The organism is Paenibacillus sp. SER-28 (genome assembly GCF_052906305.1).
The window spans coordinates 1-25,629 of record NZ_JBRECM010000015.1 but is presented as its reverse complement, the minus strand read 5'-3'; the positions used below and the strand labels follow the sequence as shown (position 1 = coordinate 25,629).

The 25,629-nt window shown below is 49.3% G+C and carries 2 protein-coding genes and 1 rRNA gene; 2 read left to right on the top strand and 1 reads right to left on the bottom strand.

Annotation, left to right across the window (positions count from 1 at the left end):
- Positions 1-79: 79 nt before the first annotated feature.
- On the top strand, positions 80-23,806 hold the full coding sequence (locus tag ACUYLD_RS23405) for a non-ribosomal peptide synthase/polyketide synthase (protein ID WP_446676108.1): 23,727 nt from the start codon (positions 80-82) through the stop codon (positions 23,804-23,806).
- 110 nt (positions 23,807-23,916) lie between these two features.
- On the opposite strand, the gene ACUYLD_RS23400 is transcribed toward ACUYLD_RS23405, so the two are convergent.
- Positions 23,917-24,951 (bottom strand): alpha/beta hydrolase, encoded by a 1,035-nt coding sequence (locus ACUYLD_RS23400; RefSeq protein ID WP_446676107.1) that lies wholly within the window; start codon positions 24,949-24,951, stop codon positions 23,917-23,919.
- Between the two features lie 610 nt (positions 24,952-25,561).
- Here ACUYLD_RS23400 and ACUYLD_RS23395 point away from each other — a divergent pair.
- A 16S ribosomal RNA gene (locus tag ACUYLD_RS23395) occupies positions 25,562-25,629 on the top strand; the annotation flags it as partial.

Genomic DNA, 25,629 nt, shown 5'->3' with positions numbered 1-25,629 from the left:
ACGTTAAACTGTCCTTTTGTCCTCCTGACTGCCAGGTGCAGCGGGAGGATATTCACATCATGGAATAGGAGTGAATGAGATGAATGACATGCAGTTATATGATTTAACAAATGCGCAGAAGCGTATATGGTATACCGAATTACTCTACCCAGATACGTCAGTGTCACAGCTTTCCGGTACAGCTAAGATGAAGGGGCATATCCATATTGCAGCCTTTATGCAGTCCATTAATTTGATTATCAAACAGTATGATGCGTTCCGCATCCGTATTACCTCAGTGGATGGAGTGCCTCAGCAGTACGTCGTTCCTTATGAAGAGAGACAGTTGGAGTGCCTGGATCTTAGTCACTATGAAAGTGTATCTGAGGTGGAAGCCTTACTTGAGCAACACAAAAGAAAACCCTTGCCCCTGCTGGATTCTGAGCTCTTCCAGTTTTTAATTGTGAAGATTAGCGAGGAAGAGTATTGGATTAATATCAAGATGCACCATATTATTTCTGACGGAATATCAATGGTGGTCTATGGCAATCAGCTGACAGCATTTTACATGGAGTTAATTCAAGGAAATGAACCGAAGCTGGGCGACGATTGCTCGTATATTCAATATATTGCAGATGAGAATGCATACGAACTTTCTGACAGATACCAAAAGGATAAGGCTTACTGGCTGGATAAATTTTCTGATTTGCCTGAGCTTACGGGTTGGAAGTCATATAATCCGTTATCTTTAAGCACCCACGCCGTTCGGGAGCATTTTACCGTACCAGAAGTGCTATATCACGAGCTGCAAGCATTTTGCCAACAGAATAGGATTTCTTTGTTCCAGTTCTTCATGGGTGCGATGTATATCTACATACACAAAATGACGAATCAGCCGGATGTGGTGATTGGAACTTCGTTCGCTAACCGGGGGAACAAAAAAGAGAAGCAAAAGATAGGTATGTTCGTCAGCACCGCTGCTGCCAGAACATACGTCAAAAAGGATATAGATGTATTGAGCTTCCTGCAGGATGTAGCCAGAGATCAGATGTCAGTCCTGCGGCATCAGAAATATCCATACAATCAGTTAATTCAGGATCTTAGAGAAATGCATGGGAACAAGGATATTCAGCGGCTTTTTGGCGTTTCCATGGAATATCGCCTTATCAATTGGGTTGATTTGGATGATGTGCGTATTTTGACAGATTATGATTTCTGCGGGGATGAAGTGAACGATTTCGTGCTTCATATCGTAGAGATCCTGGATGAAGGCGAACTGGTACTGGATGTCGATTATCGGACAGAGCTGTTTGAACGCAGTGAAGTTAAGGACATGGTTTCCCAGTTGCTTACGATCGCCGAGCAGATCATTCATTCACCTCAGCTTTCTATTGCAGAGGTAAACTTATTGGGTGAACTAGAAGAGCAGTCCATTTTGGCTCTTTCGGAAGGCGCCGCAGTCGATTATCCACGTGAGAAGACCATCCATGGCTTATTCGAGGAACAAGCCGAGCGCACGCCAGATCACGTAGCCGTTCAGATGGACGAGCAGAGCATTACATACCAAGCTCTAAACGAGCAGGCTAACCAGCTTGCGAGATATTTGCGCTCCGAGGGAGTAGGAGCAGATACGCTCGTAGGGATTATGGCTGACCGTTCCTTGGAGATGGTCATCGGGATGTTGGCCATTTTGAAAGCAGGTGGTGCCTATGTACCGATTGACCCCGATTATCCCGAAGAACGTATCCATTATATGCTGGAGGATTCAGGTGTCCGTCTGTTGCTCACCCAAAGTCATCTATGGGAGAGCACCGCTTTTGACGGAAAGCTTGTGAGTCTGGACGAAGCTACAACGTATACAGGAGATGCTTCCAATCTGGAGAGTATTTCGGGACCAAGCCATCTGGCCTATGTTATCTACACGTCGGGTACGACTGGCAAGCCGAAGGGCACGCTGATTGAACACAAAAATGTAGTTCGACTGCTCTTTAACGATAAAAATTTATTTGACTTCAACTCTCAGGATACATGGACGCTGTTCCATTCGTTCTGCTTCGATTTCTCCGTTTGGGAGATGTACGGAGCGCTTCTTTACGGAGGGAAATTGGTGATTGTTCCATCTCTCACAGCCAAGAGCCCAGCAGCTTTCCTGGAGTTGTTGAAAGACAACCAAGTCACCATCTTAAATCAGACGCCGACGTATTTTTATCAGGTGCTACAGGAAGAGTTAACGCACTCTTCGACAGAGCTTGGCCTTAGAAAAATCATTTTTGGTGGAGAGGCTTTAAGTCCATCTCTTCTGAGGAACTGGCGGGTCAAGTATCCTGATGTGCAGCTGATTAATATGTACGGAATTACGGAAACAACAGTTCATGTCACCTATAAGGAAATCACGGAACATGAGATTGAAGCGGGGAAAAGCAATATTGGCAGAACGATCCCCACACTTAGCGCTTACATTCTCGATGAGCAAAGACGCCTTCAACCTGTAGGGGTTCCAGGAGAGCTATACATTGCGGGAGACGGTCTTGCCCGTGGGTATTTGAATCGGCCGGATTTGACGTCTGAGAAATTCGTTGAGCATCCGTATCGGGTGGGAGAGCGGCTGTACCGAACTGGGGATCTTGCTCGTTGGTTGCCTGATGGCAATATTGAATATTTGGGGCGGATCGACCATCAGGTCAAAATTCGCGGCTACCGAATTGAGCTTGGCGAGGTAGAAGCCCAAATTCTCAAGGCTCCAAGCGTACGAGAAACGATTGTTCTCGCACGGGAAGACGAACAGGGCCAAAAATTGCTGTGCGCCTACTATGTAGCCTCCAGTGATCTTTCGCCGGGGGAATTGCGGTCTCAGCTGGCGGCGGAACTCCCCGCTTACATGATTCCTTCTTATTTTGTCCGGCTGGAGCAAATGCCGCTTACACCAAATGGCAAACTGGATCGCCGTGCGTTGCCGGCTCCTGAAAGCAGCGTACAATCCGGCGAGGCTTATTTGGCTCCGAGAACTGCTGTGGAAGCTCAGATGGTACTCATCTGGCAAGATATCTTGGGCGTTGCTCGTGTCGGTGTCAGAGATAATTTCTTTGAAATTGGTGGTCACTCTTTGCGGGCAACAGTGCTCGTTTCACGGATTCACAAAGAATTGGGATGTAGCATTTCGCTGCGTGAGGTGTTTCAGTCACCTACGGTCGAATCCTTGGCGCAACTTGTGAAGAAACACATTCCGACCATGTACGAATCCATCCCACAGGCAACGGAAAGCGAAGCTTACCCAGTGTCCTCAGCGCAAAAGCGGTTATACGTGCTGAGACAGATGGACGGGGGAGAGCTCAGCTACAATATGCCAGGGGTCTTCACAGTGGATGGACCGTTGGATCGCACGCGGCTGGAGTCTGCGTTCCAGGCACTGATCCAGCGTCATGAATCCCTGAGAACCGGCTTTTATATGCAGGATGGAGAACTTGTTCAGCGTGTGCATAGGAATGTGCCGTTCGCGTTGAACTACACAGAGGCTTCGGTGGAGGAGACGGATACGCTCATTCACAACTTTATTCGTGCCTTTGATCTGAGCCAGGCTCCATTACTGCGTGTTAGCTTGGTGAAGCTCCAGGAGGCGCGTCATCTGTTGCTGTTTGATATGCATCACATCATTTCAGATGGAGTTTCTATTCAAATATTGATAGAGGAACTTACTCATTTGTATCAAGGAGAACAGCTACCAGAGCTGCACATCCAGTACAAGGATTATGCCGTATGGCAACGGGAACAGTCAGAGAACCAATGGCAAGATCTTGAGAAATATTGGCTGCAATCCTTTGAAGGAGAGTTGCCGGTATTGGATTTGCCTACAGACTTCCAACGACCTTCAGTTCGGAGCTTCGAGGGTAGCCGAATTGATTTTACATTGGATGAGCCTGGCAATAAGGCGATACAAGAGCTTGCATCCCGTACAGGTACTACACTGTATATGGTATTGCTGGCCGCTTATTCGGTACTACTGCACAAATATACAGGACAGGAGGACATCGTCGTAGGTTCTCCAGTAGCCGGAAGACCGCAGGCTGAGCTTGAGGGCATCATCGGGATGTTTGTCAACACACTGGCCTTGCGCAGTTACCCGACAGGAGATAAAACCTTTCAGGATTACCTTCTTGAAATCAAGGAAACGGCGCTCAAGGCGTTTGAGCATCAGGATTACCCTTTTGAAAAATTGGTAGAAAAGCTGGGCGTAGGACGTGATGTCAGCCGCAATCCGCTCTTTGACACCCTATTGGTATTACAAAATACCGAGCAGGAAGAGCAAGATATGGACGGAGTGCACTTTACTCCTTACTTGATGGACACCGTCACAGCCAAATTTGATCTGTCCCTCAATGTAGAGGAGAAGGGGTCAAAATTAGCCTTTGGCCTCGAGTATAGTACGGCTTTATATCGGCGTGAAACCGTAGAGCGACTTGCAACGCACTTGCTCCGGGTTCTGCATGCAGTCTCGGCCAATCCTCAGTTGCAACTGGCCAACATAGAAATGATCACACCGGAGGAGAAAGTACAGATCGTTGAAGTATTTAACGCGACATCGGCTCCTTATCCAAGGGACAAGACCATTCATGAGCTGTTCGTAGAACAAGTCAAGCGTACACCAGAGCAGACGGCGCTTGTATTCGGCGATGTCCAGCTAACGTACCTTGAATTGCAAGACAAGGCGAGCCGACTGGCCCAAACACTGCGTCGTTTGGGAACGTTGAGGGAGCAGCCTGTGGCCGTGATGGGCGGACGAAGCATCGAGATGGTCATTGGTATGCTCGCGGTGCTTCAAGCGGGTGGAGCCTATGTGCCGATTGATCCTGATTACCCGGAAGATCGGGTTCGTTATATGCTTAATGATTCCGACGCCAAGCTATTATTGGTGCAAAAGGGCGAGCTTATAAGTGTAGACTACGGTTTACCGATTGTTGATCTTAGCAGTGAAGAGGCCTATGCAGCTGAACCTGCCCAGCCGGAGACTGCTCAGGGATCGCAGGGGCTTGCTTATGTCATCTATACATCGGGTACGACGGGTAGACCGAAGGGCGTTATGGTTGAACACCGGAACGTGGTCCGTCTGGTCAAAGAGACCAACTATGTGGAGCTGAATGAATCCACACGAATTTTGCAAACAGGAGCCGTGGCCTTTGATGCTTCTACATTCGAAATATGGGGAGCGTTGCTCAACGGTGGGCAGCTCTATTTCGTGGAGAACGACGATATCCTGATTGCCGATAGGCTCAAAGCGGCCATTACCAAGTACGGGATTACAACAATGTGGCTCACTTCACCGCTTTTCAATCAGCTTTCCCTGCAGGATGAGTACCTGTTCAAAGGGCTAAAAACATTGCTGGTTGGCGGAGACGTACTGTCCATATCTCATATGAACCGTGTAATCGAGGCTAATCCTGATCTTGTCCCTATCAATGGCTATGGTCCGACAGAGAATACGACCTTCTCCACCACCTACAAGATTCTGGGTCGTGCCGAAGGGGGCGTGCCGATTGGCCGCCCAATTAGTAATTCGACCGCTTATGTGGTCAATGGATCGCTGCAATTACAGCCTATTGGTGCTTGGGGTGAACTCATTGTCGGCGGTGAAGGTGTAGTGCGCGGATATCTCAATCGTCCTGATCTCACAGCAGAGAAATTTGTTCCTAGTCCTGTGAAGGACGGAGAACCCTGCTACCGAACTGGGGATTTGGTACGCTGGCTTCCAGATGGGAATTTGGAGTTTAAAGGAAGAATTGATGAGCAGGTCAAAATACGTGGTTACCGCATCGAACTCCCTGAAATCGAGGCCCAACTGGCCAAGGTGGAGTCAGTAATCGACGCCGTAGTGGTCGTTCGCGCGGATGAGCTTGGCGAGAAGCAGCTTTGCGCTTATTATGTGGCGGATCGTACGCTCACGGCAGGCGAAGTACGTCTTTCCCTATCGCAGGTACTTCCAGGCTATATGATTCCATCCTACTTTATCCAGATGGATCGTATGCCATTAACGTCAAACGGAAAAGTGGACCGCAGGTCTCTGCCGGCTCCTCAAGTAGGCGCGCATACAGGACGGAAGTATACAGCTCCTCGTACACCGGCTGAGGAAGCTTTGGCATCTGTCTGGCAAGGGGTGCTGGGTGCCGAACAGGTGGGTATCCATGACAATTTCTTTGAATTGGGTGGAGACTCCATAAAAGCTATTCAGGTGTCGTCACGGTTACTGCAGGCCGGCTATCGGTTAGAGATGAAGCAGCTGTTCAAATCGCCAACCATTGCCGAGCTAGGCGCGGAAATTCAAACGGCTGTGCATATGGCTGAACAGGGAGTTGTGCGTGGAACGACTCGCTTGACTCCAGTCCAACAGTGGTTCTTTGGACGGAAGCAGGCAGAGCCTCATCACTTCAATCAAGCGGTTATGTTGTATCGTGAACAGGGATTTGAGGAAAAGGCCTTGCATCAGGTGCTAAGAAAACTCGCTGAGCATCATGACGCCCTTCGCATGGTTTTCCGTCAGACAGAGCATGGCTACGAAGCTTGGAATCGTGATCTTGAAGAAGGAGAGCTGTATAGCCTGTTCACCGCTGATTTACGGAATGAATCCGATCCGACTGCAGCCATTACATCGCTGTCGGATGACATTCAGCGCAGTATCAATCTGGCAGAAGGTCCGCTGCTGAAGTTAGGACTTTTCCATTGTCAGGATGGAGACCACCTTCTGATCGTGATCCACCATTTGGTGGTGGACGGAGTATCCTGGCGGATCTTGTTTGAGGATATTGCAGCAGGCTATGAGCAGGTGATTCAAGGACAAGCGCTGACATTCCCGCAGAAGACGGATTCCTTCCGTGACTGGGGAGACGCCCTTGCTCATTATTCGGAAGGTCCAGAAATGGAGACTCATCGGGCGTATTGGAGAGAGCTGGAGGATCAGCCACTCGAACAGTTGCCGAAGGATGAGGCTGTGGAAAGCCTTCTTTTACAGGATAGCAAAGTAGTAACAGCACAATGGACTCTAGAAGAAACCGACCAATTGTTGAGAAAAGCCCATCGTGCTTATCAAACAGAGACGAATGATCTGCTATTGACTGCTCTGGGCATGGCGGTATCCAAATGGTCTGGCATCGGAAAGGTTGCTGTGAATCTGGAAGGACACGGTCGTGAGCCGATTATACCGAATATCGACATCACCCGTACCGTAGGCTGGTTTACAAGTCAATATCCGGTGATTTTAGACTTGGGGAATAACCCGGAAGTGGCCTCATTGATCAAGTCTGTGAAAGAAGGGCTGCGCCGAATTCCGAACAAAGGTATTGGCTACGGGTTGCTCAAAACGATGGCAAGTCAGTTGGACGAAGGCAGCCTCAGCTTGCAGCCTGAGATTTCTTTTAACTATTTGGGGCAATTTGATCAGGATTTGCAAGGAAGCTCATTGCAGATTTCTCCTTATCCGACCGGAAGCGCGCAAAGCCTGTTGGAGGAACCAGCCTATACGCTAGATATCAATGGCATGGTGACGGACGGAGCCCTGACTCTGACGATTACTTATAACGGAAAACAATATAAGTCATCTACGATGGAACAGCTCGCTGGATATATTGAAGAAAGCCTGCGGGAACTTCTCCAGCATTGCGTAACCCAAGAAAAAACCGTATTGACACCAAGCGACGTGCTTGCGAAGGGTCTAAGCATTGCCGATCTGGAGGAGCTTTCTACGCAGACCAGCCACATAGGCGATATTGAGAATGTATATAGTCTGACGCCGATGCAGAAGGGCATGCTGTTCCATGATATGTTTGAGCCGCATACAGGTGCTTATTTTGAGCAGGCCGCCTTTGATTTTAAGGGTAGCTTTGATCCGATCGCCTTCGGGCACAGTCTGGATGCAGTAGTGGAGCGTCATGCTATCCTGCGCACGAACTTTTACAGCGGATGGGGCAGCGAGCCTTTGCAGGTTGTATTTCGGCACAGAGGCGCTAAATTGGTGTACGAAGACCTGCGGGAGATGAATGCATCGCAGCGCGAAGCTTACCTGAAGACATTTGGTGCTAAGGACAAAGCACTGGGCTTCAACCTAGCTGAAGACGAGCTTCTCCGTGTATCCATTTTACAAACAGATGAAGAGAGCTTCCGTCTCTTATGGAGTTTTCACCACATCGTCATGGATGGGTGGTGTGTTCCGTTAATTACGCAGGAGGTATTTGAACACTATTTTGCCCTCCTGGAAGGAAGAGAGCCGCAGTTGGCAGAGGTTCATCCGTACAGTCGATATATCGAATGGCTCGAACAGCAGGATGAAGCAGTTGCGTCCAACTATTGGAGCCGATATCTGGCCGGTTACGAGCAGCAGACGCTTTTACCTCAAGTCGGTGGAGCAAGTAAGGGAGAAGGCTATATAGCAGAAAAGCTGAATTATCCTCTCAGCAGGGAATTGACTGAGCGCCTTGAAAAGGTGGCCAGGGATGCTCATGTCACGATGAATATATTGCTGCAGTCCCTCTGGGGCATTGCGCTTCAACGCTATAACGGTAGCCGAGATGTCGTGTACGGAAGTGTAGTATCAGGCAGACCAGCAGAAATTCCGGGCATTGATCGGATGATCGGTTTGTTCATCAATACGATTCCCGTTCGTGTGAAGACAGAGGAGAATCTCCCCTTCACCGTTCTGATGAAGCAGCAGCAGGAACGATATATGGCTTCTCATATGTATGACACCTACCCGCTGTTTGAGATTCAGGCTCAGACGGATCAGAAGCAGGATCTAATCTCACATATTATGGTATTTGAGAACTATCCTGTCGAGGAGGAGGTAGAGCGTCTGGGTGGTGGCGAGGCTGCCTTTGAGATTGAGGAGGCCGAGCTTCTTGAGCAAACGAATTACGATTTTAATCTAATTGTCCTCCCTGGCGAAGAAATGAGATTGCTGTTCCAGTACAATACACTTGTTTATGACCCAGTGACAATTGAACAAATCAAGGGCCATCTGGTTCACCTCATGGAACAAATTGTAGAGAACCCTGCCATTTCCGTGGATGCACTAGAATTAGTCACGCCGCAGGAGAGAGAACAGATTCTGAACGTATGGGGAAATGCAAAAGGCATTTACGAGCACTGTAACACGTTCCACGGGCTGTTGGAGGAACAGGCGGGACGAACGCCGGATGCGACTGCCATTTGGTTCGAGGACGAGAGTCTGACCTATGCCGAGCTCAATGCAAAAGCCAATGGACTGGCGAGAAGGCTCCGTACCCAGGGAATCAAGACGGGAGATCTGGTGGGACTGATTGCTGAACGGTCGCTCGAAATGATCGTTGGGATCTACGGCATTATGAAAGCCGGGGGTGCCTATGTTCCAATCGATCCAGAGTATCCGAAAGAACGAATCAGTTACATGCTTGAAGATTCTGGGGCGAAGCTGATCCTTACACAGGCCCATCTCTTGGAGCATCTCGGATGGACGGAAAATGTTTTGCTGCTGGATGAATCATCGACCTATGATGCCGACACCTCGAATTTGGAGGATACTGCTAGCCCGGATGATCTGGCTTACGTGATCTACACTTCAGGTACGACGGGTCAGCCTAAGGGCGTATTAGTCGAGCATCGGGGACTACCAAATCTTTCGGACGTATACGGCACACACTTCGAAGTTACACCGCAGGATCGGATCGTTCAGTTTGCAAGCCTGTCGTTTGATGCATCGGTTTCGGAAATTTTAACGGCGCTGAGCCACGGGGCTGTTCTGTGCATCCCTTCTACACAAGATATTTTAGATCATGCCCTGTTCGAGCAGTTCATGAACGATAAGGGGATTACGGTAGCAACTTTGCCACCCGCTTACGCTATCCACCTTGATCCAGAGCGTTTGCCAACACTGAGGTGCCTGCTAACCGCTGGATCGGCCGCATCGGTCGAGTTAATCGAAGAGTGGAGGAAGCATGTACGTTATTCTAATGGCTATGGCCCAACAGAGGACTCCGTATGCACCACAATCTGGTCTGTCCCGGACAGTGAGGAAGCAACGGATATTGTATCTATTGGACGACCTATTGCTAACCACAGTGTGTACATCTTGGATGACCATTTTAGATTGCAACCTGTCGGTGTAGCTGGAGAGCTATGCATTTCGAGTATCGGGTTAGCACGGGGGTATCATAATCGGCCTGAGTTAATGGATGAGAAGTTCGTGGACAATCCATTTGCTCCAGGAGAGCGTATGTATCGGACGGGTGACCTGGTTCGCTGGTTACCGAATGGAACCATCGAGTACTTAGGTCGGATAGATCACCAAGTTAAAATCCGCGGCTACCGTATCGAGCTAGGCGAGGTGGAAGCACAAATGCTCAGAGTGCCGTCCGTTCAGGAAGTCGTAGCCATGGCTGTAGAGGGCGATGACGGCTACAAAGATCTAGTCGCTTACTTCGTAGCCGCTCAGAAACTTGAGGTATCCGAACTTCGGGCTGTTCTGTCGGAGATGTTACCTGGATATATGATCCCTTCCCGCTTCATACAACTGGAGGACATGCCTCTGACGTCGAACGGAAAAATCGACCGAAAAGCGCTGCAGGGCGAGCGTGGATGGGCAGCGGCTTCATCTGAGGCTCCAAGGACACCTGTGGAAATTCAATTAGCCGAGATCTGGCAAGAGGTGCTGGGTGTAGAGAGCGCGGGAGTGAAGGATAATTTCTTCCATTTTGGAGGTCATTCACTGCGTGCAGCTCTGCTAGTCTCACGAATTCGCAAGGAAATGAATCGCGAGATTAGTCTGAGAGCAGTGTTCGAGTCTCCTACTATTGAAGGATTGGCTCGTGCCATTGAGGGCTATACGCCGTTGAATTTCGAAGAAATTCCTACAGCGGGAGCGAGAGAGCATTATCCATTGTCCTCGGCCCAAAAACGACTGTTTATTCTAAGTCAGCTGGAAGGTGGAGAGCTGAGCTACAATATGCCGGGTATCCTTACCGTTGAGGGAGCTTTGGATCGGGAACGGCTAGAGCAGGCATTCCGTCGTCTAATTCATCGTCATGGTTCGCTGCGAACTCGTTTTGTGACTGTGAACGGTGAACCTGTACAGCAGCTCCTGACGGATGTTCCGTTTACTGTGGAATATGCGGAGTTGAGCGAGGAAGAGGCAGGAGCTACCCTTCAGCAGTTCGTCCGTCCTTTTGATTTAGGTGTAGCTCCATTGCTGCGGGTCGGCCTTATTCGAATTGCACATGAGCGCCATTTACTATTGTTTGACATGCACCATATTGTCTCAGATGGGGTTTCTATGAATATTCTCATAGAAGAGTTTCTCCGCTTCTACCAAGAGGAGGACGTATTTCCTGAGCTACAGATCCAGTACACAGACTATGCTGTATGGCAGCAAGAGCAGCTCGGAGGCGAGCGTCTTAAGGCCCAGGAAGCTTACTGGCTGGATGCTTTCCGTGGAAGCTTGCCAGTGCTGGATTTGCCAGGAGATGAAGTTCGTCCTGCGGTGCGAAGCTTTGCGGGCGATCGAATCGACTTCCAAATTGATTCTTCTCTGAGTGCTTCACTTCAGGAGTTGGCTACCCGAACGGGTTCCACTCTGTTCATGGTACTGCTGGCAGCCTATACAGCGCTCTTGCACAAGTACACAGGTCAGGAAGATGTCATCGTCGGTTCACCTGTGGCAGGAAGATCTCATGCGACACTCGAAGGCCTCATCGGTATGTTCGTCGGCACAGTGGCACTTCGTACTTATCCAGAAGGAGAGAAGCCTTTCGAGGCTTATCTGCAGGAAGTGAAGGAAACAGCGCTGCGGGCCTATGAAAACCAGGATTACCCGTTCGAGGAGCTGGTAGAAAAGCTGGAGCTTCAGCGTGATTTGAGCCGTAACCCGCTATTTGATACCATGTTTGTCCTGCAAAATATTGAGCAGGGAGAACAAGAAATAGAAGGATTGCGCTTCACTCCTTACGATAATGTACATCCGGCTGCCAAATTCGATCTTACGCTGACCGTGAGTGAAGCAGACGGAGCATTGAACTGCACGCTTGAGTATGCGACTGCGATCTACAAGCAAGAGACTGCTGAGCGGATGGCAGGCCACTTTGTACAGCTTATTCGGGAAGCCATCGCCAATCCGGTACTGCCGTTGTCATCCCTTGATATCGTGACACCTCAGGAAAAATCAAGGCTGATGAAAGCGCCGGACGAAGCCAAGGCAGATTATCCTCGTGACAAGACGATCCATGCGCTGTTCGAGGAGCAGGCCGCACGTACTCCGAATGCAGTGGCAGTCGTATGTGAAGATGCAACCCTGTCCTACAACGAGCTGAACGAGCGGGCCAATGGACTTGCCCGAACGCTGAGGGAACGTGGTTTGCAACCAGACGGTTTAGCTGGAATTATGGCGGATCGTTCCCTTGAAATGGTGGTCGGAATTTTAGCCATCTTGAAGGCAGGCGGGGCCTATGTCCCTGTAGACCCTGAATATCCAGAGGACCGCATTCGCTTTATGCTTGAGGATTCGGGAGCCAAGCTACTGCTGACACAAGCGCATCTGGAGCAACGTGTCTCCTTCGCCGGGGATATCGTAAGTCTGGACAAAACGGCTTCCTACAAGGAGGATGTCTCAAACCTGCAGCCTGCAGCCGGACCGGAGCATCTTGCCTACGTCATCTACACATCGGGTACGACAGGCAAGCCAAAGGGAACACTGATTGAGCATAAAAATGTAGTTCGCTTGCTCTTTAATGATAAAAATATGTTTGACTTTGGTCCTCAGGATACGTGGACACTGTTCCATTCATTCTGTTTTGACTTCTCTGTATGGGAAATGTACGGAGCATTGCTGAACGGAGGACGGTTGGTCATCGTTCCACCGCTTACCGCGAAGAGTCCAGATCGTTTCTTGCAATTGCTTAAGGATCAGAAGGTCACCGTTTTGAACCAGACACCGACGTACTTCTACCAGTTGCTACAGGAAGAGCTCGGTCATCAAGCGGCAGAACTGAGCCTCCGTATGATTATCTTCGGTGGAGAGGCATTAGCCCCGGCCCTGCTCAAGGACTGGAGAACGAAGTATCCGCAAGTGCAGCTCATTAACATGTACGGCATTACCGAAACGACCGTGCATGTAACCTATAAGGAAATTACAGAGTTGGAAATTGAACAGGGCCGCAGCAATATCGGCACCACGATTCCGACGCTGAGAGCGTACATTTTGGATGAACAACGCCGTCCACAGCCGATTGGCATTCCAGGTGAACTCTATGTGTCGGGCGTAGGTCTGGCGCGAGGTTATCTGAACCGACCGGAATTGACGGAAGAGAAGTTTGTCGCTCATCCGTTTGAAGCGGGCGAGCGCATGTACCGCTCGGGTGACTTGGCACGCTGGTTGCCGGATGGCAGCATGGAGTATTTGGGACGGATTGACCATCAGGTAAAAATCCGTGGTTACCGTATCGAGCTGGGCGAAGTGGAAGCGAAGCTGCTCAATGCTCCGTCTGTAAGGGAGGCCGTTGTGCTCGCCCGAGAGGATGGAAGTGGACAAAAAGTACTTGTCGGCTATTTCACTGCCGATCAGATGCTGACGGTAGGAGAGTTGAGAAAAGCCTTGGCTGCCGAACTGCCGACTTATATGATTCCATCTTACTTTATGCAATTGGAACAGATGCCTTTGACGCCAAATGGCAAGCTGGATCGCAAAGCGCTTCCGGCTCCGGAGACCAATGTGCAGACTGGAGCGGTTTATGAACCGCCAAGGACGAAGGCTGAGGAAGCCTTGGCTTCCGTATGGCAAGGTGTGCTGGGAGCGCAGCAGGTCGGCATCCATGATCATTTCTTTGATCTGGGTGGTGATTCCATTAAGGCGATCCAAGTGTCCTCGAGATTGTTCCAAGCCGGATATAAATTAGAGATGAAGGATCTCTTCAAATATCCGACAATTGCCGAGCTAAGCCCGTATCTTCAGGCAGCCGGACGTATAGCGGAACAGGGCGAAATTAAAGGTGCAGCAGAGTTAATGCCAATTCAGCGTTGGTTCTTTGAACGCCATACAGCGGAGCCGCACCATTATAATCATGCCGTCATGCTCTATCGGAAAGACGGCTTTGATGAGGCTGCACTCCGGTTGACAATGGACCAAATTGCGATCCATCATGATGCGCTGCGCATGGTTTTCCGGCCTACAGAAGCTGGATACGCAGCTTGGAATCGGGGAACGGACGAAGGCGAGCTCTACACATTGCACATTGCCGATGTGCGGCAGGCGGAAGACCAGACAGCTGCGGTTCAGGCCCAAGTCGATGCCATTCAGGCAAGCTTTGATTTGGAAGGTGGCCCACTGTTCAAGCTAGGCCTGTTCCATTGTGACGATGGCGATCATTTGTTGATTGTCATTCATCACCTCTTGGTTGACGGCGTATCCTGGCGCATCCTGTTTGAGGACATTGCAGCGGGGTACGAGCAGGCATTGAATGGACAAGCAATCGTCCTTCCACAAAAGACCGATTCGTATCTTGTATGGTCTGAGCAAGCGACGAAGTATGCAGCAGGGCCTGCGCTGGACAAGGAGCGTGCATACTGGCAGCTGATCGAAGAGGCGATTTTGGCCCCACTGCCGAAGGATGAGGATCAGAAGCCGGGCACCATCCGGGATACTGAATCGGTTACGGTAACGTGGTCTGCGCAGGAAACAGACCTGCTGTTGCGGCAAGCGAACCGGGCGTATCATACGGAGACGAACGACTTGCTCTTGACTGCTCTGGGGGCAGCCATTCAGCGCTGGACAGGCATGGAGCAGATTTTGGTCAATCTTGAAGGGCATGGACGGGAAATGATCGTACCAGACCTGGATATTACCCGTACCGTGGGTTGGTTCACAACTCAGTATCCGGTTCTGCTGAACCTGCAAGGCGGACAGGAAGTATCTGCACGAATCAAGCGCATCAAGGAGAATTTGCGAGAGGTTCCGCACAAAGGAATCGGCTACGGTCTTCTGAAGTATATGGTACCGGAGAAAAGTGTCGGATTTGGCGTGGAGCCGGAAATTTCCTTCAATTATCTTGGGCAGTTTGATCAGGATCTGGAGGGTAATGCCCTTAGCCTATCCACACATTCAGTTGGTAAGGCGCTCAGCGACCTCACACCACAGCAATATGCTCTGGATGTGAATGGCATGATTGCTGAAGGCCAGCTATCACTGACGATTACGTACAGCAGCAGGCAGTATCGTAACGAGACGGTGAGTCATTTTGCTGAATTATTACAGTCAAGCCTTAGTGAGGTCATCCGTCATTGTGTGGCTCAGGAGCGTTCACAGCTTACACCAAGTGATGTTCTGTTCCAAGGATTAACATTGGAGCAGCTTGATCGACTCACGGCGCAGACGGCTCACATCGGAGAGATTGAGGATGTATACAAGCTGACGCCAATGCAGAAGGGAATGCTGTTTCACAGCCTGCTGGAGCCGGACTCCTCTTCATACTTCGAACAGGCAACGTTTGAGCTGCGTGGTAGCTTCGATGTAGATATCTTCTTCGAGAGCTTCCAGGCTTTGGTGCAGCGACATGCCATACTACGTACCGGATTTTACAACAACATTGCTGATGTACCGCTGCAAGTTGCCTTTAAGCAACGGTTAATCCCTCTGCACTACGTAGATTTGCGCGACGCATCTATGCAGGAACAAGAAGCCCGAATCAAGGCTTATATTGCTGAAGATATGGTTAAGGGGTTCAGCTTGTCAGAAGATCCGCTGATGCGAGTGACCGTCTTGCAGAAGGATCAAAGCTGTCTTGTATTGTGGAGCTTCCACCATATTGTCATGGATGGCTGGTGTATCCCGATCATTACACAGGAGCTGTTCGATTATTATTCTGCCAAGAAACAGCAAGTACAGCCTGTCCTACCGCCAGCTCAGCCCTATAGCCGTTATATCGAGTGGCTTGATGCACAGGATGATCAAGAAGCTTCAACATATTGGAGCCAATATCTTGAAGATTATGACGGGAACACCGTATTGCCGGAAGGTAAAACGAAATCTCAAGCAAAAGAAGCGGGCTATGTTCTAAAAGAGCATGTTCTCCATCTGGGTGCATCTTTGACAGGTAAAATGGATGTTGTCGCGAAGCGCAATCACGTGACCGTCAACACACTCATGCAGACAGCTTGGGGACTGATTCTTCAACGTTATAATGCCAGCTCGGATGTCGTTTTCGGCGGCGTTGTGTCGGGTAGACCCGCTGAGATTGCAGGGATCGAAAATATGGTGGGTCTGTTCATCAATACAGTACCTATCCGTGTACAGTCATCCAAAGACGAAGCCTTTGTCGAAGTGATGAAACGTACACAGGCAAAGTCATTGGCTGGTCGTGCCTACGACACCTATCCACTGTATGAGATTCAGGGGAAAACAACCCAAAAGCAGGACCTGATTTCTCATATTATGATCTTTGAAAATTACCCGCTCGACGAGCAGGTGGAGCAATCGGGTAACCAAACGGAGGACAATCTCGAAGTTGCCAACTTCACCATGTTTGAACAAACCAACTATGACTTTAACCTGGTTGTGATTCCAGGCGAAGACATCAAGGTCTGCATTCGCTATAATGCTTCGGTTTACGAGCAAGAAAGCATTGCACGTATCGGAGGACACTTGTTGCAGATGCTCGATCAGGTGGCTGCTCGTCCGCAGGCGACGATACAGGAACTGGAGATTGTAACATCCGAGGAACGGATGAACCTGCTTGACTGGGGCGGCAAGGCCCATACCTATCCAAGTGATCAGGGTCTGCATACCTTGTTTGAAGAACAGGTTGTCCGTACCCCGGATAAGATTGCAGCTGTAAATGGGGACACTCAGATCACGTATCGGGAGCTGAACGAGCAGGCGAACAGACTAGCTTCCACCTTGATAGACCAAGGACTACGGAGTGAACAAGTGGTAGGTCTGTTGGCAGATCGGTCTGTAGAGCTGCTTGTCGCCATCATGGGTGTGCTCAAAGCGGGTGGAGCCTATGTACCTATTGATCCTGAATATCCGCAGGAGCGGATTCAGTATATTCTGAAGGATTCTGGCGCTGAAATTCTGCTCACACAGAGCCACCTGACGGAGTTAGCCTCATTTGAGGGGACGGTTATGGAATTGGATTCCCCGCACATTTACGGAACCGAGGTGGATAATCCCAATATTCCTGTTGGAGGAAACGATCTGGTGTACTTAATCTATACCTCGGGTACAACCGGAAATCCGAAGGGAACCATGATTAACCACAAAGGGATCGTGAACTACATCTGGTGGGCCAATAAGGTCTATTGTGCTGGAAAACCAACGGATTTCCCGTTGTATTCATCCATTTCCTTTGACTTGACGATGACATCGATCTTTACTCCATTAATTAACGGAGGAATAGTACGGATTTATGATGGCATAGATAAGGCGGAGGTTGTTCAGCATATTTTGCGCGAAAATGCGGTGGATATTCTCAAGCTGACGCCGACGCATCTCAGTCTGATTAAAGATATGACCATTCCAGCAGAAAGTCGCATTCAGCAGCTCATTGTAGGTGGAGAGAATCTGACCACACATTTGTCAAAAACGATTACCGACCTCTTTGGTGGCAATATCAAAATCTACAATGAATACGGTCCAACCGAAACCGTCGTCGGTTGCATGATTCACCTGTACGATCCTGCGAAGGATATACGTGAATCCGTACCGATTGGTTTGCCGTCAGACAATATATACATTCATATCCTGGATGATCAGCTTCGTCTCGTACCGTTAGGCGTGGAGGGCGAAATGTACATCGCCGGGGACGGGGTAGCCCGTGGATATCTGAACCGTCCTGAGCTTACCGCAGATAAATTCATTAGAAATCCGTTCGCTGCGGAAGGAAATATGTATCGCACCGGAGATTTGGCTCGTCGCCTTCCTAATGGAGACATTGAGTACATTGGGCGCATTGACCATCAAGTTAAAATACGGGGCTATCGTATTGAGCTTGGTGAGATTGAGGCCAAGTTGCTGGATATCCCACTTGTCGAGGAAGCTCTCGTTGTTGCGTGGGCAGATGCTCATGGGCAGAAATCGCTGTGTGCTTACTTTGTAGCTAATCGCGAAATGTCTGTCAGCGAGCTGAGAGACGAACTGTCTGCCGGACTGCCTGCATATATGATTCCGTCTTACTTCGTCCAACTGGACGTGATGCCTCTGACACCGAATGGTAAGCTGGATCGCAAGGCACTGCCTGAACCGAACTCGGGTATAAAGGCGGGAGCAGACTTTACCGCTCCGCGCACGGATGTGGAGAACATTTTGGCTTCAATCTGGCAGGGTGTACTCGGCGTGCCGCTTGTCGGCATTCATGATAATTTCTTTGAGCTTGGAGGTGACTCGATCAAATCCATTCAAGTATCCTCAAGGCTTCTTCAAGCAGGCTATAAGCTTGAAATGAAGGATTTGTTCGGTTATCCGACAATTGCAGAGCTGGCACAGCGCGTTAGTGTGGTCAGCCGAATTGCGGACCAAAGCGAGGTACACGGAGCGGTAAGACTGGGACCTGCCCAGCACAGATTCTTCGATGAACAGTCGATGGATCTGCATCACTTTAATCAGTCGGTCATGTTGTACCGACGTGATGGCTTCAATACCGATGCGCTCGCCGAGGTTGTTCGGAAAATTGCAGAGCATCATGATGCTTTACGACTGGTGTTCCGCCAAGGAGAGCAGGGATTGGAGGCCTGGAACCGGAGCATGGGTGAGGGTGAGCTCTATAGCCTCCAAATCCACGATTTGCGGGATGAGACAGACCCGGCTTCAGCAATAGAAGCAGGTGCGGAAGCCATTCAGCGCAGCATCTCTCTGGAGGATGGACCTCTCTTTAGACTGGGTCTGTTCCGCTGTGCGGAAGGCGAACATCTGTTGATCGTTATTCATCATCTGGCTGTGGATGGCGTATCCTGGCGTATTCTCTTTGAGGACCTGCAGGATGGCTACGAGCAGGCAGCACGTGGAGAAGCGGTCAAGCTTCCACAGAAGACGGATTCGTACCGTGCATGGGTTGAGGGAATCACACAATTTGCGAATAGTCTGGCGGCTGAACAAGAACGCAGCTATTGGGCAGAGGTAGAGGGAGATGGCTTTGTCCCTCTTCCCAAAGACAAGGTAGACGGCGCTCTTCTCATCAAAGACAGTGAGGCTGTCACGGTGAGATGGTCACCAGAAGAGACAGAGCAGTTCCTGAAAGAAGCGAACCGCACTTACAATACGGAGGTCAACGATCTGCTCTTGACGGCTCTGGGTATGGCTGTTCACGAGTGGACGGGAATCGAACGTGTAGGCATCCTTCTGGAGGGACATGGACGGGAGCCTGTTGTGCCGGAACTGGATATTACTCGCACAATAGGCTGGTTTACAAGTCAATACCCTGTCGCCCTTGAGATGGGAGGGGAATTGGAGATCGGCGCCAGAATCAAGCACGTCAAGGAAGGCTTGCGTCGTATCCCGAACAAAGGTGTCGGATATGGTATTTTGAAATATTTAAGCGACGGTTCCGACGTCTCCTCCTTCTCGGCTGAACCTGAGATTACCTTCAACTACTTGGGACAGTTCGACCAGGATCTTGCAGGAGGGACGATGGAAGTATCGCCTTACTCAGTAGGACCTGAGGTCAGTGAGCAGATGGTGCAGCATCAGGCATTGAACATTAATGGACTGATTGCCGAAGGACAGCTTCAACTTTCGGTCAGCTATAACCGTCATCAGCTCGACGGGGAGTCCGTGGCTAAGTTTGTTGGCATTCTGAAGAACCGTCTCAGCGAAGTCATTGGACATTGCGTAAGTAAGGAAAGAACAGAACTTACACCAAGCGATGTACTCCTCAAAGATATCAGCTTGGAAAAAATCGAGGAGATAGAAGAGCAGACACGGCATATCGGCAGTATTGAAAATATGTATAAACTGACGCCGATGCAAAAAGGAATGTTGTTCCACAGCTTGCTGGAGCCTCATTCGGAAGTCTACTTTGAGCAGGCCAAATTTGAAATTCAGGGAGCATTCTATCCTGAGGATTTCAAACGCAGCTTAAAATATCTGATGAAACGGCATGCCATATTGAGAACCAATTTCCACGCCGGGTGGGGCGATTTCCCTATTCAGATTGTGTTCAAAGAAAGAGCGTGTGACTTCGTATACGAGGATCTGCACGAGCTGGAAGCCGATGAAATTCAAGCGCGTCTTGCAGCTTATACTGCTCAGGACAAAGCAAGAGGCTTTAATCTTGCGAATGAAGCCTTGCTGCGAGTTGCTATCCTACGTACTGCAAAAGAGCATTACCATCTGTTGTGGAGCTCTCATCACATCATTTTGGATGGCTGGTGTATGCCGCTTGTGCTCCAGGAAGTGTTTGAGACGTATGGGGTTCTGCGTGAGCAAAGGGAGCCTGAACTTCCTGCAGCTGTATCGTACAGCCAGTATATTCAATGGTTGGAGAAGCAAGGCGAGGAAGAGGCATCCTCTTACTGGAGAGGGTACCTGGAAGGCTACGAGCAGCAGACGAAGCTGCCACAAGCCATCACACAGCCATCAGCAAAAGCAGAAGCCTATGTGTCGGAGAAGCTGGTATTCACGTTGGATGCGGAATTGACCGATCGCCTGGAACAGGTGGCCAAACAGCATCAGGTGACGATGAATACATTGATGCAAGCAGCCTGGGGAATCGTGTTGCAGCGCTACAATAGAAGCCAGGATATCGTCTTCGGAAGTGTAGTATCGGGGAGACCTGCCGAGATTCCGGGTATCGAAAGTATGATCGGTCTCTTCATCAATACAGTTCCGGTTCGGGTTCAGGCCGAGGGAAGTGATTCGTTCTCCCATGTGATGAAAAGACAGCAGGAATTATATTTGGCAGGACATGCTTATGATTCCTATCCGCTCTATGAGATTCAAGCACAGAGCGAACAAAAGCAAGATTTGATTTCTCATATTATGGTGTTCGAAAATTACCCGGTAGAAGAGCATCTGGAAGAGAAAATTTCCAGTGAAGAGGCTGAATACAGAATTACGGATGTTCAGATGTTTGAACAGACGAATTATGATTTTAACCTCATTGTGCTGCCGGGCCGTAATCTGGAGTTCTTGTACCGTTACAATGCCCGCGTCTATGATCGGGAGAGCGTGGAACGCATTCAAGGACACTTGACGAGAATTCTGACAAGCGTAGCTGTTCAACCTACCATCCGTATTGATGAGCTGGAGTTGATCACGCCAGAAGAGAAATCGCAGATTATAGAGGTGTGGGGCGATACAGCAGTTCCTTATCCGCGTGAGCAGACCCTTCACGGTATATTTGAGGAAAAAGCAGCGCTCACACCGGATCGTACAGCACTTATTTACGGTGAAACGGAGCTTACCTATGGAGAACTCGATCAGCAGGCGAACCGTCTCGCACGTACGCTGCGTGCCCAAGGGGTCAGACCGGACCAACCAGTCGGCATCATGGTCGAGCGCTCGCTTGAGATGATCATTGGTATTCATGCCATTCTAAAAGCTGGCGGGGCCTATGTACCGATTGATCCGGAGTTCCCAGAAGATCGTATTCGCCACATGCTGGAGGATTCGGGAGCGAAGCTTCTGCTGACGAAGAACCATCTCCAAGATCGTTTTCCGTTCACTGGCACGATCCTGGCACTTGATGATCCGCAGGCGTATCATGCGGATAGCTCGAAACTGGAGCCAATTGCGGGGCCGGAGCATCTGGCGTATATCATTTACACGTCAGGTTCAACCGGCAAGCCGAAAGGGGTAATGATTGAGCATCGCTCTGCCGTCCATACGCTGAGTCAGTTGGAAGCTGAATATCCGATGTTGGCAGGCGACCGTTTCCTGCTCAAAACGACATTCACCTTTGACTTCTCCGTGCCGGAGCTGTTCTGCTGGTTCTTTGGACAAGGGACTCTCGTGATCCTGCTACAAGGCGTGGACAAAGACCCGATGGCATTGCTAGAGGCCGTGGATACGAACCGTATCACGCATCTCAATTTGGTGCCTTCGATGCTCAGTGTGCTCGTCCAATATTTGAAAGAAAGCAGTACCCAAGGATTCCTTACTCTGAAGTATCTGTTTGCCTGCGGCGAGACGCTGCCTGCCAAACTTGTGGAAGAGTATTATAAAGTATCTCCTTACGCAGTACTGGAAAACATCTACGGTCCTACGGAAGCAGCTGTATATGCGACTCGATATACAACGAGTCCTGAGGCCGCAGCTCTAACGCATGTGCCTATCGGCAAACCGTACGCTAACGTCCAAGTATGGATGATAGACGGCGCCTCTCAGGTATCACCAGTAGGTGTACCAGGAGAACTGTGTATTGCAGGCGAAGGGGTAGCAAGGGGGTACTTCAATCAGCCTGAACTGACGGCAGAGAAGTTCATTCCTCATCCGTACAAACCGGGAGCACGGATTTACCGAACAGGCGATTTGGCCCGGTGGTTGCCAGACGGGAATATTGAGTATTTGGGACGGATCGATCACCAGGTAAAAATCCGCGGTTACCGCATTGAGCTGGGAGAAGTGGAAGCACAAATTCTGAAGGTGCCATCGGTGCAGGAAGCGGTTGTTCTAGCACTGGCTGACTCCAGCGGAAGTACTCAGCTTTGCGCATACTTTGTGGCCGAAGAGGGGCTTGCAGCGGGCGTACTACGCGAGGCACTGGCCAGCGAGCTGCCAAGCTACATGATTCCGACTGCTTTCGTACAGTTGGCACAAATGCCACTGAATCCGAATGGCAAATTGGATCGCAAAGCGCTACCGGCACCGGAAACACTTCTGCGGAGCACAGCGGAGTATATCGCGCCGCGTACGCAGACAGAAGTAGAGCTCGCTCAGATTTGGTCTGAGGTGCTCGGCGTACAGGAAATCGGGATCAGGGATCATTTCTTCGAACTTGGGGGCCATTCCCTGAAAGTATTGGGCTTGATCCAAAGGATCTCGTCCAGTATGGGCGTCCATCTCCCACTCCAGGCCGTGTTTAATCTGCCGACTGTGGAAGAAATGGCGCATGAAATTTTCAAGCTGCAGGCAACGAATGCTGCCGACGAACAAGAAATGGAAATTATCCGCTTCCCAGGAAAAGGAACGATTAAAGTGTTTTGCTTCCCTCCACGGGTAGGCCACTCTCTGGGGTACTATGAGATGGCCAAGGAGCTGGAAGGGTTTTGCGAGGTGTACGGAATGGAATTTATCGGCGATCGGTACCAGGGTCAAGATATGCTGGATCGATACATTGATGCCATTGTGGATATTCAAGCAGAGGGCCCATATGTATTCCTAGGATACTCACTTGGAGGAAATCTCGCCTTCGAGGTAGCTAAAGCCATGGAAAGCCGAGGTCACCATGTTAGCGACATTATTATGGTAGATGCTATGAGAAAGATGTCCAAAGATGAATCGACTCCAGAGGAGCTCGAAGAGATTGTCGAGACGGTACTGGACAGCATCAGGGACCAGTACAAAGCATTTCTCGCCGATCCAGTGGACAGGGAGCGAGTCATGGACAAAATGTTGGTGTACTCCACCTACCGCGATGAGCTTATTAACGCAGGTGAAGTTCATGCGAATATCCATGCTCTGATTGCAGAGGATGATAGTATTGGTCCGGATACATCATTAGATAAATTGTTATGGCAACAGGCGACACTTGGTCAATACAAAGAATACGAAGTCATCGGAACGCATGATGTGCTGCTTGATTCAGGTTTTATCGGGGAAAATGCTAAAGTACTGAGACAGATACTTGGCAAGGTCACAGAGGCTTCATCTAAAAACAAGCCCATTTTGTCCTAAGCTCAATCAAGCATAATAAGTATTAGGCAGCAAAGACGCCCGGATTCCTTTATATAGAAGGAACTCGGGCGTCTTTTGTTTTTTTAAGCTGTCCTTAACATATAAAGTCCCTAATCATCTGTGAATGCTTTAGACGTGGTTGACTGAAAGTGACTGGTGTCGGTGATGAGTTCACGGATGACTTGGATGACAAGCTTCGGTTGATCATGGATGATCATATGCTCGCTCTTCTTGGCAACAATTAATTTGCTGTTTGTAGAGATGTTAAGCATCTCGCGCTGTCCCATTTGCCAGCTTTGTTCAATCTGATCATTTCCGCGTTTACTAATACCGAACTGAGTCAAATCTTGTTGAATGCCCCGAGCAATTACACGTACAGGGAGATTACCCAGATGCTGTCCCCGTATGGCATCTTCGGTAGTGCTCGCTAGGTCACCCTCCTCTGCAACAGACCGAAAGTATTTAGAAGAAGCGACAATATTCACAAAAGATTTTCTATCTCGATACTCCACCCGACCGTTTAGCATAAAGTTGGGAAACAGACGAAAAGCCCCTAATCTTTCTAGGACAATGGATATTAACGGCGAGGGGTTGACCTTAGGCCGTTCTTTGGCATAAATCTTATTGGTCCGGAGGGCGTCATTCTCGGGCCTAGCATCCACCAGAACTAATCCCGCCACTTCGTCTCTGTACGTCTGTGCATAGAGTCTTGAGTACATTCCCCCGAGGGAATGACCTACAAGGATATAAGGAGGTCGGATGTCCGCATTCTTTAGAGCAGTATGAAGCTCCCGAACGATGTTTTCCCCGGTGCGTGGTGTATTTGCCTCCTCGCTCCATGCATAGCCTGCCCGATCATAGGATACAACGGTGGCGAATGATGACAGCTTTTCGGGAATATCTCTCCAGGAGAGGCTACTTTCCCCGCTCCCTGATTCAAGCAATATTGTTGGAGAACCGTTACCGAGTTTACGAATATGAAGTCGATAGCCCCCGGCATCGACCAATTCCCCCGGAGGTGGGTATTGTGATTTATCCTTCTTGGATGCAATCCACTCATACACAAATCCAGAGATCACGAAAAGCAATAAGCAAGAGATGATAAGAAACACAATTCTCGTCCATGTTCGCCTTCGTTGCTTCATTAGAAAATCTACTCCTCTATACAGCTATAATTAATCATTACCTAAAGTTGCGTGAAACAATAGCCGCTACTGTATGGTTTGTGGCTAGCTCCTTATCTTTTTACCCATCCTTTCTTTGTCAAATCATCAATATTAAAGAAAAAAACAGAATATGCACTTGAGTTGTAATGAGCAACCCGCGTATTCTTGATCATTGAATGGATATCACGTCGTTCTTGGATGCGGATAACTAAGTCCATTTGGCAAAAGTACAGTGTACACAGGGTAAAATTACAACAATAAAAATAGTAAAAACTATTCATTAAAAAGGGTTGCATTTAAATATACAGAATGGTATACTCTAATTCCGGCCAAGAAATACAATATTGCGAGCGAGTGTTTCAAAAAAAGATTCTAAAAAATGCTTGCAAAGTTGGTTCGGACATGATATGATATAAGAGTTGATGAGGCGACAAGCTGAATCGACAAGAAAAGAATGTTTGATCTTTGAAAACTGAACAACGAGTGAGTAAAACGATTTTGTTCGCAAAATCAAAACAAGAGATATTTTTATCTCGTCAGTTTCAACATGAGCTTATCGCTCTTTCTATAAACTAACTTTGGTTGGTCTTTAATGGAGAGTTTGATCCTGGCTCAGGACGAACGCTGGCGGCGTGCCTAATACATGCAAGTCGAGCG

Excerpts from the sequence above, each read along its gene's own strand:
- ACUYLD_RS23405 (WP_446676108.1), top strand. The coding sequence starts at position 80 with ATGAATGACATGCAGTTATATGATTTAACAAATGCGCAGAAGCGTATA.
- ACUYLD_RS23400 (WP_446676107.1), bottom strand. The coding sequence starts at position 24,951 with ATGAAGCAACGAAGGCGAACATGGACGAGAATTGTGTTTCTTATCATC.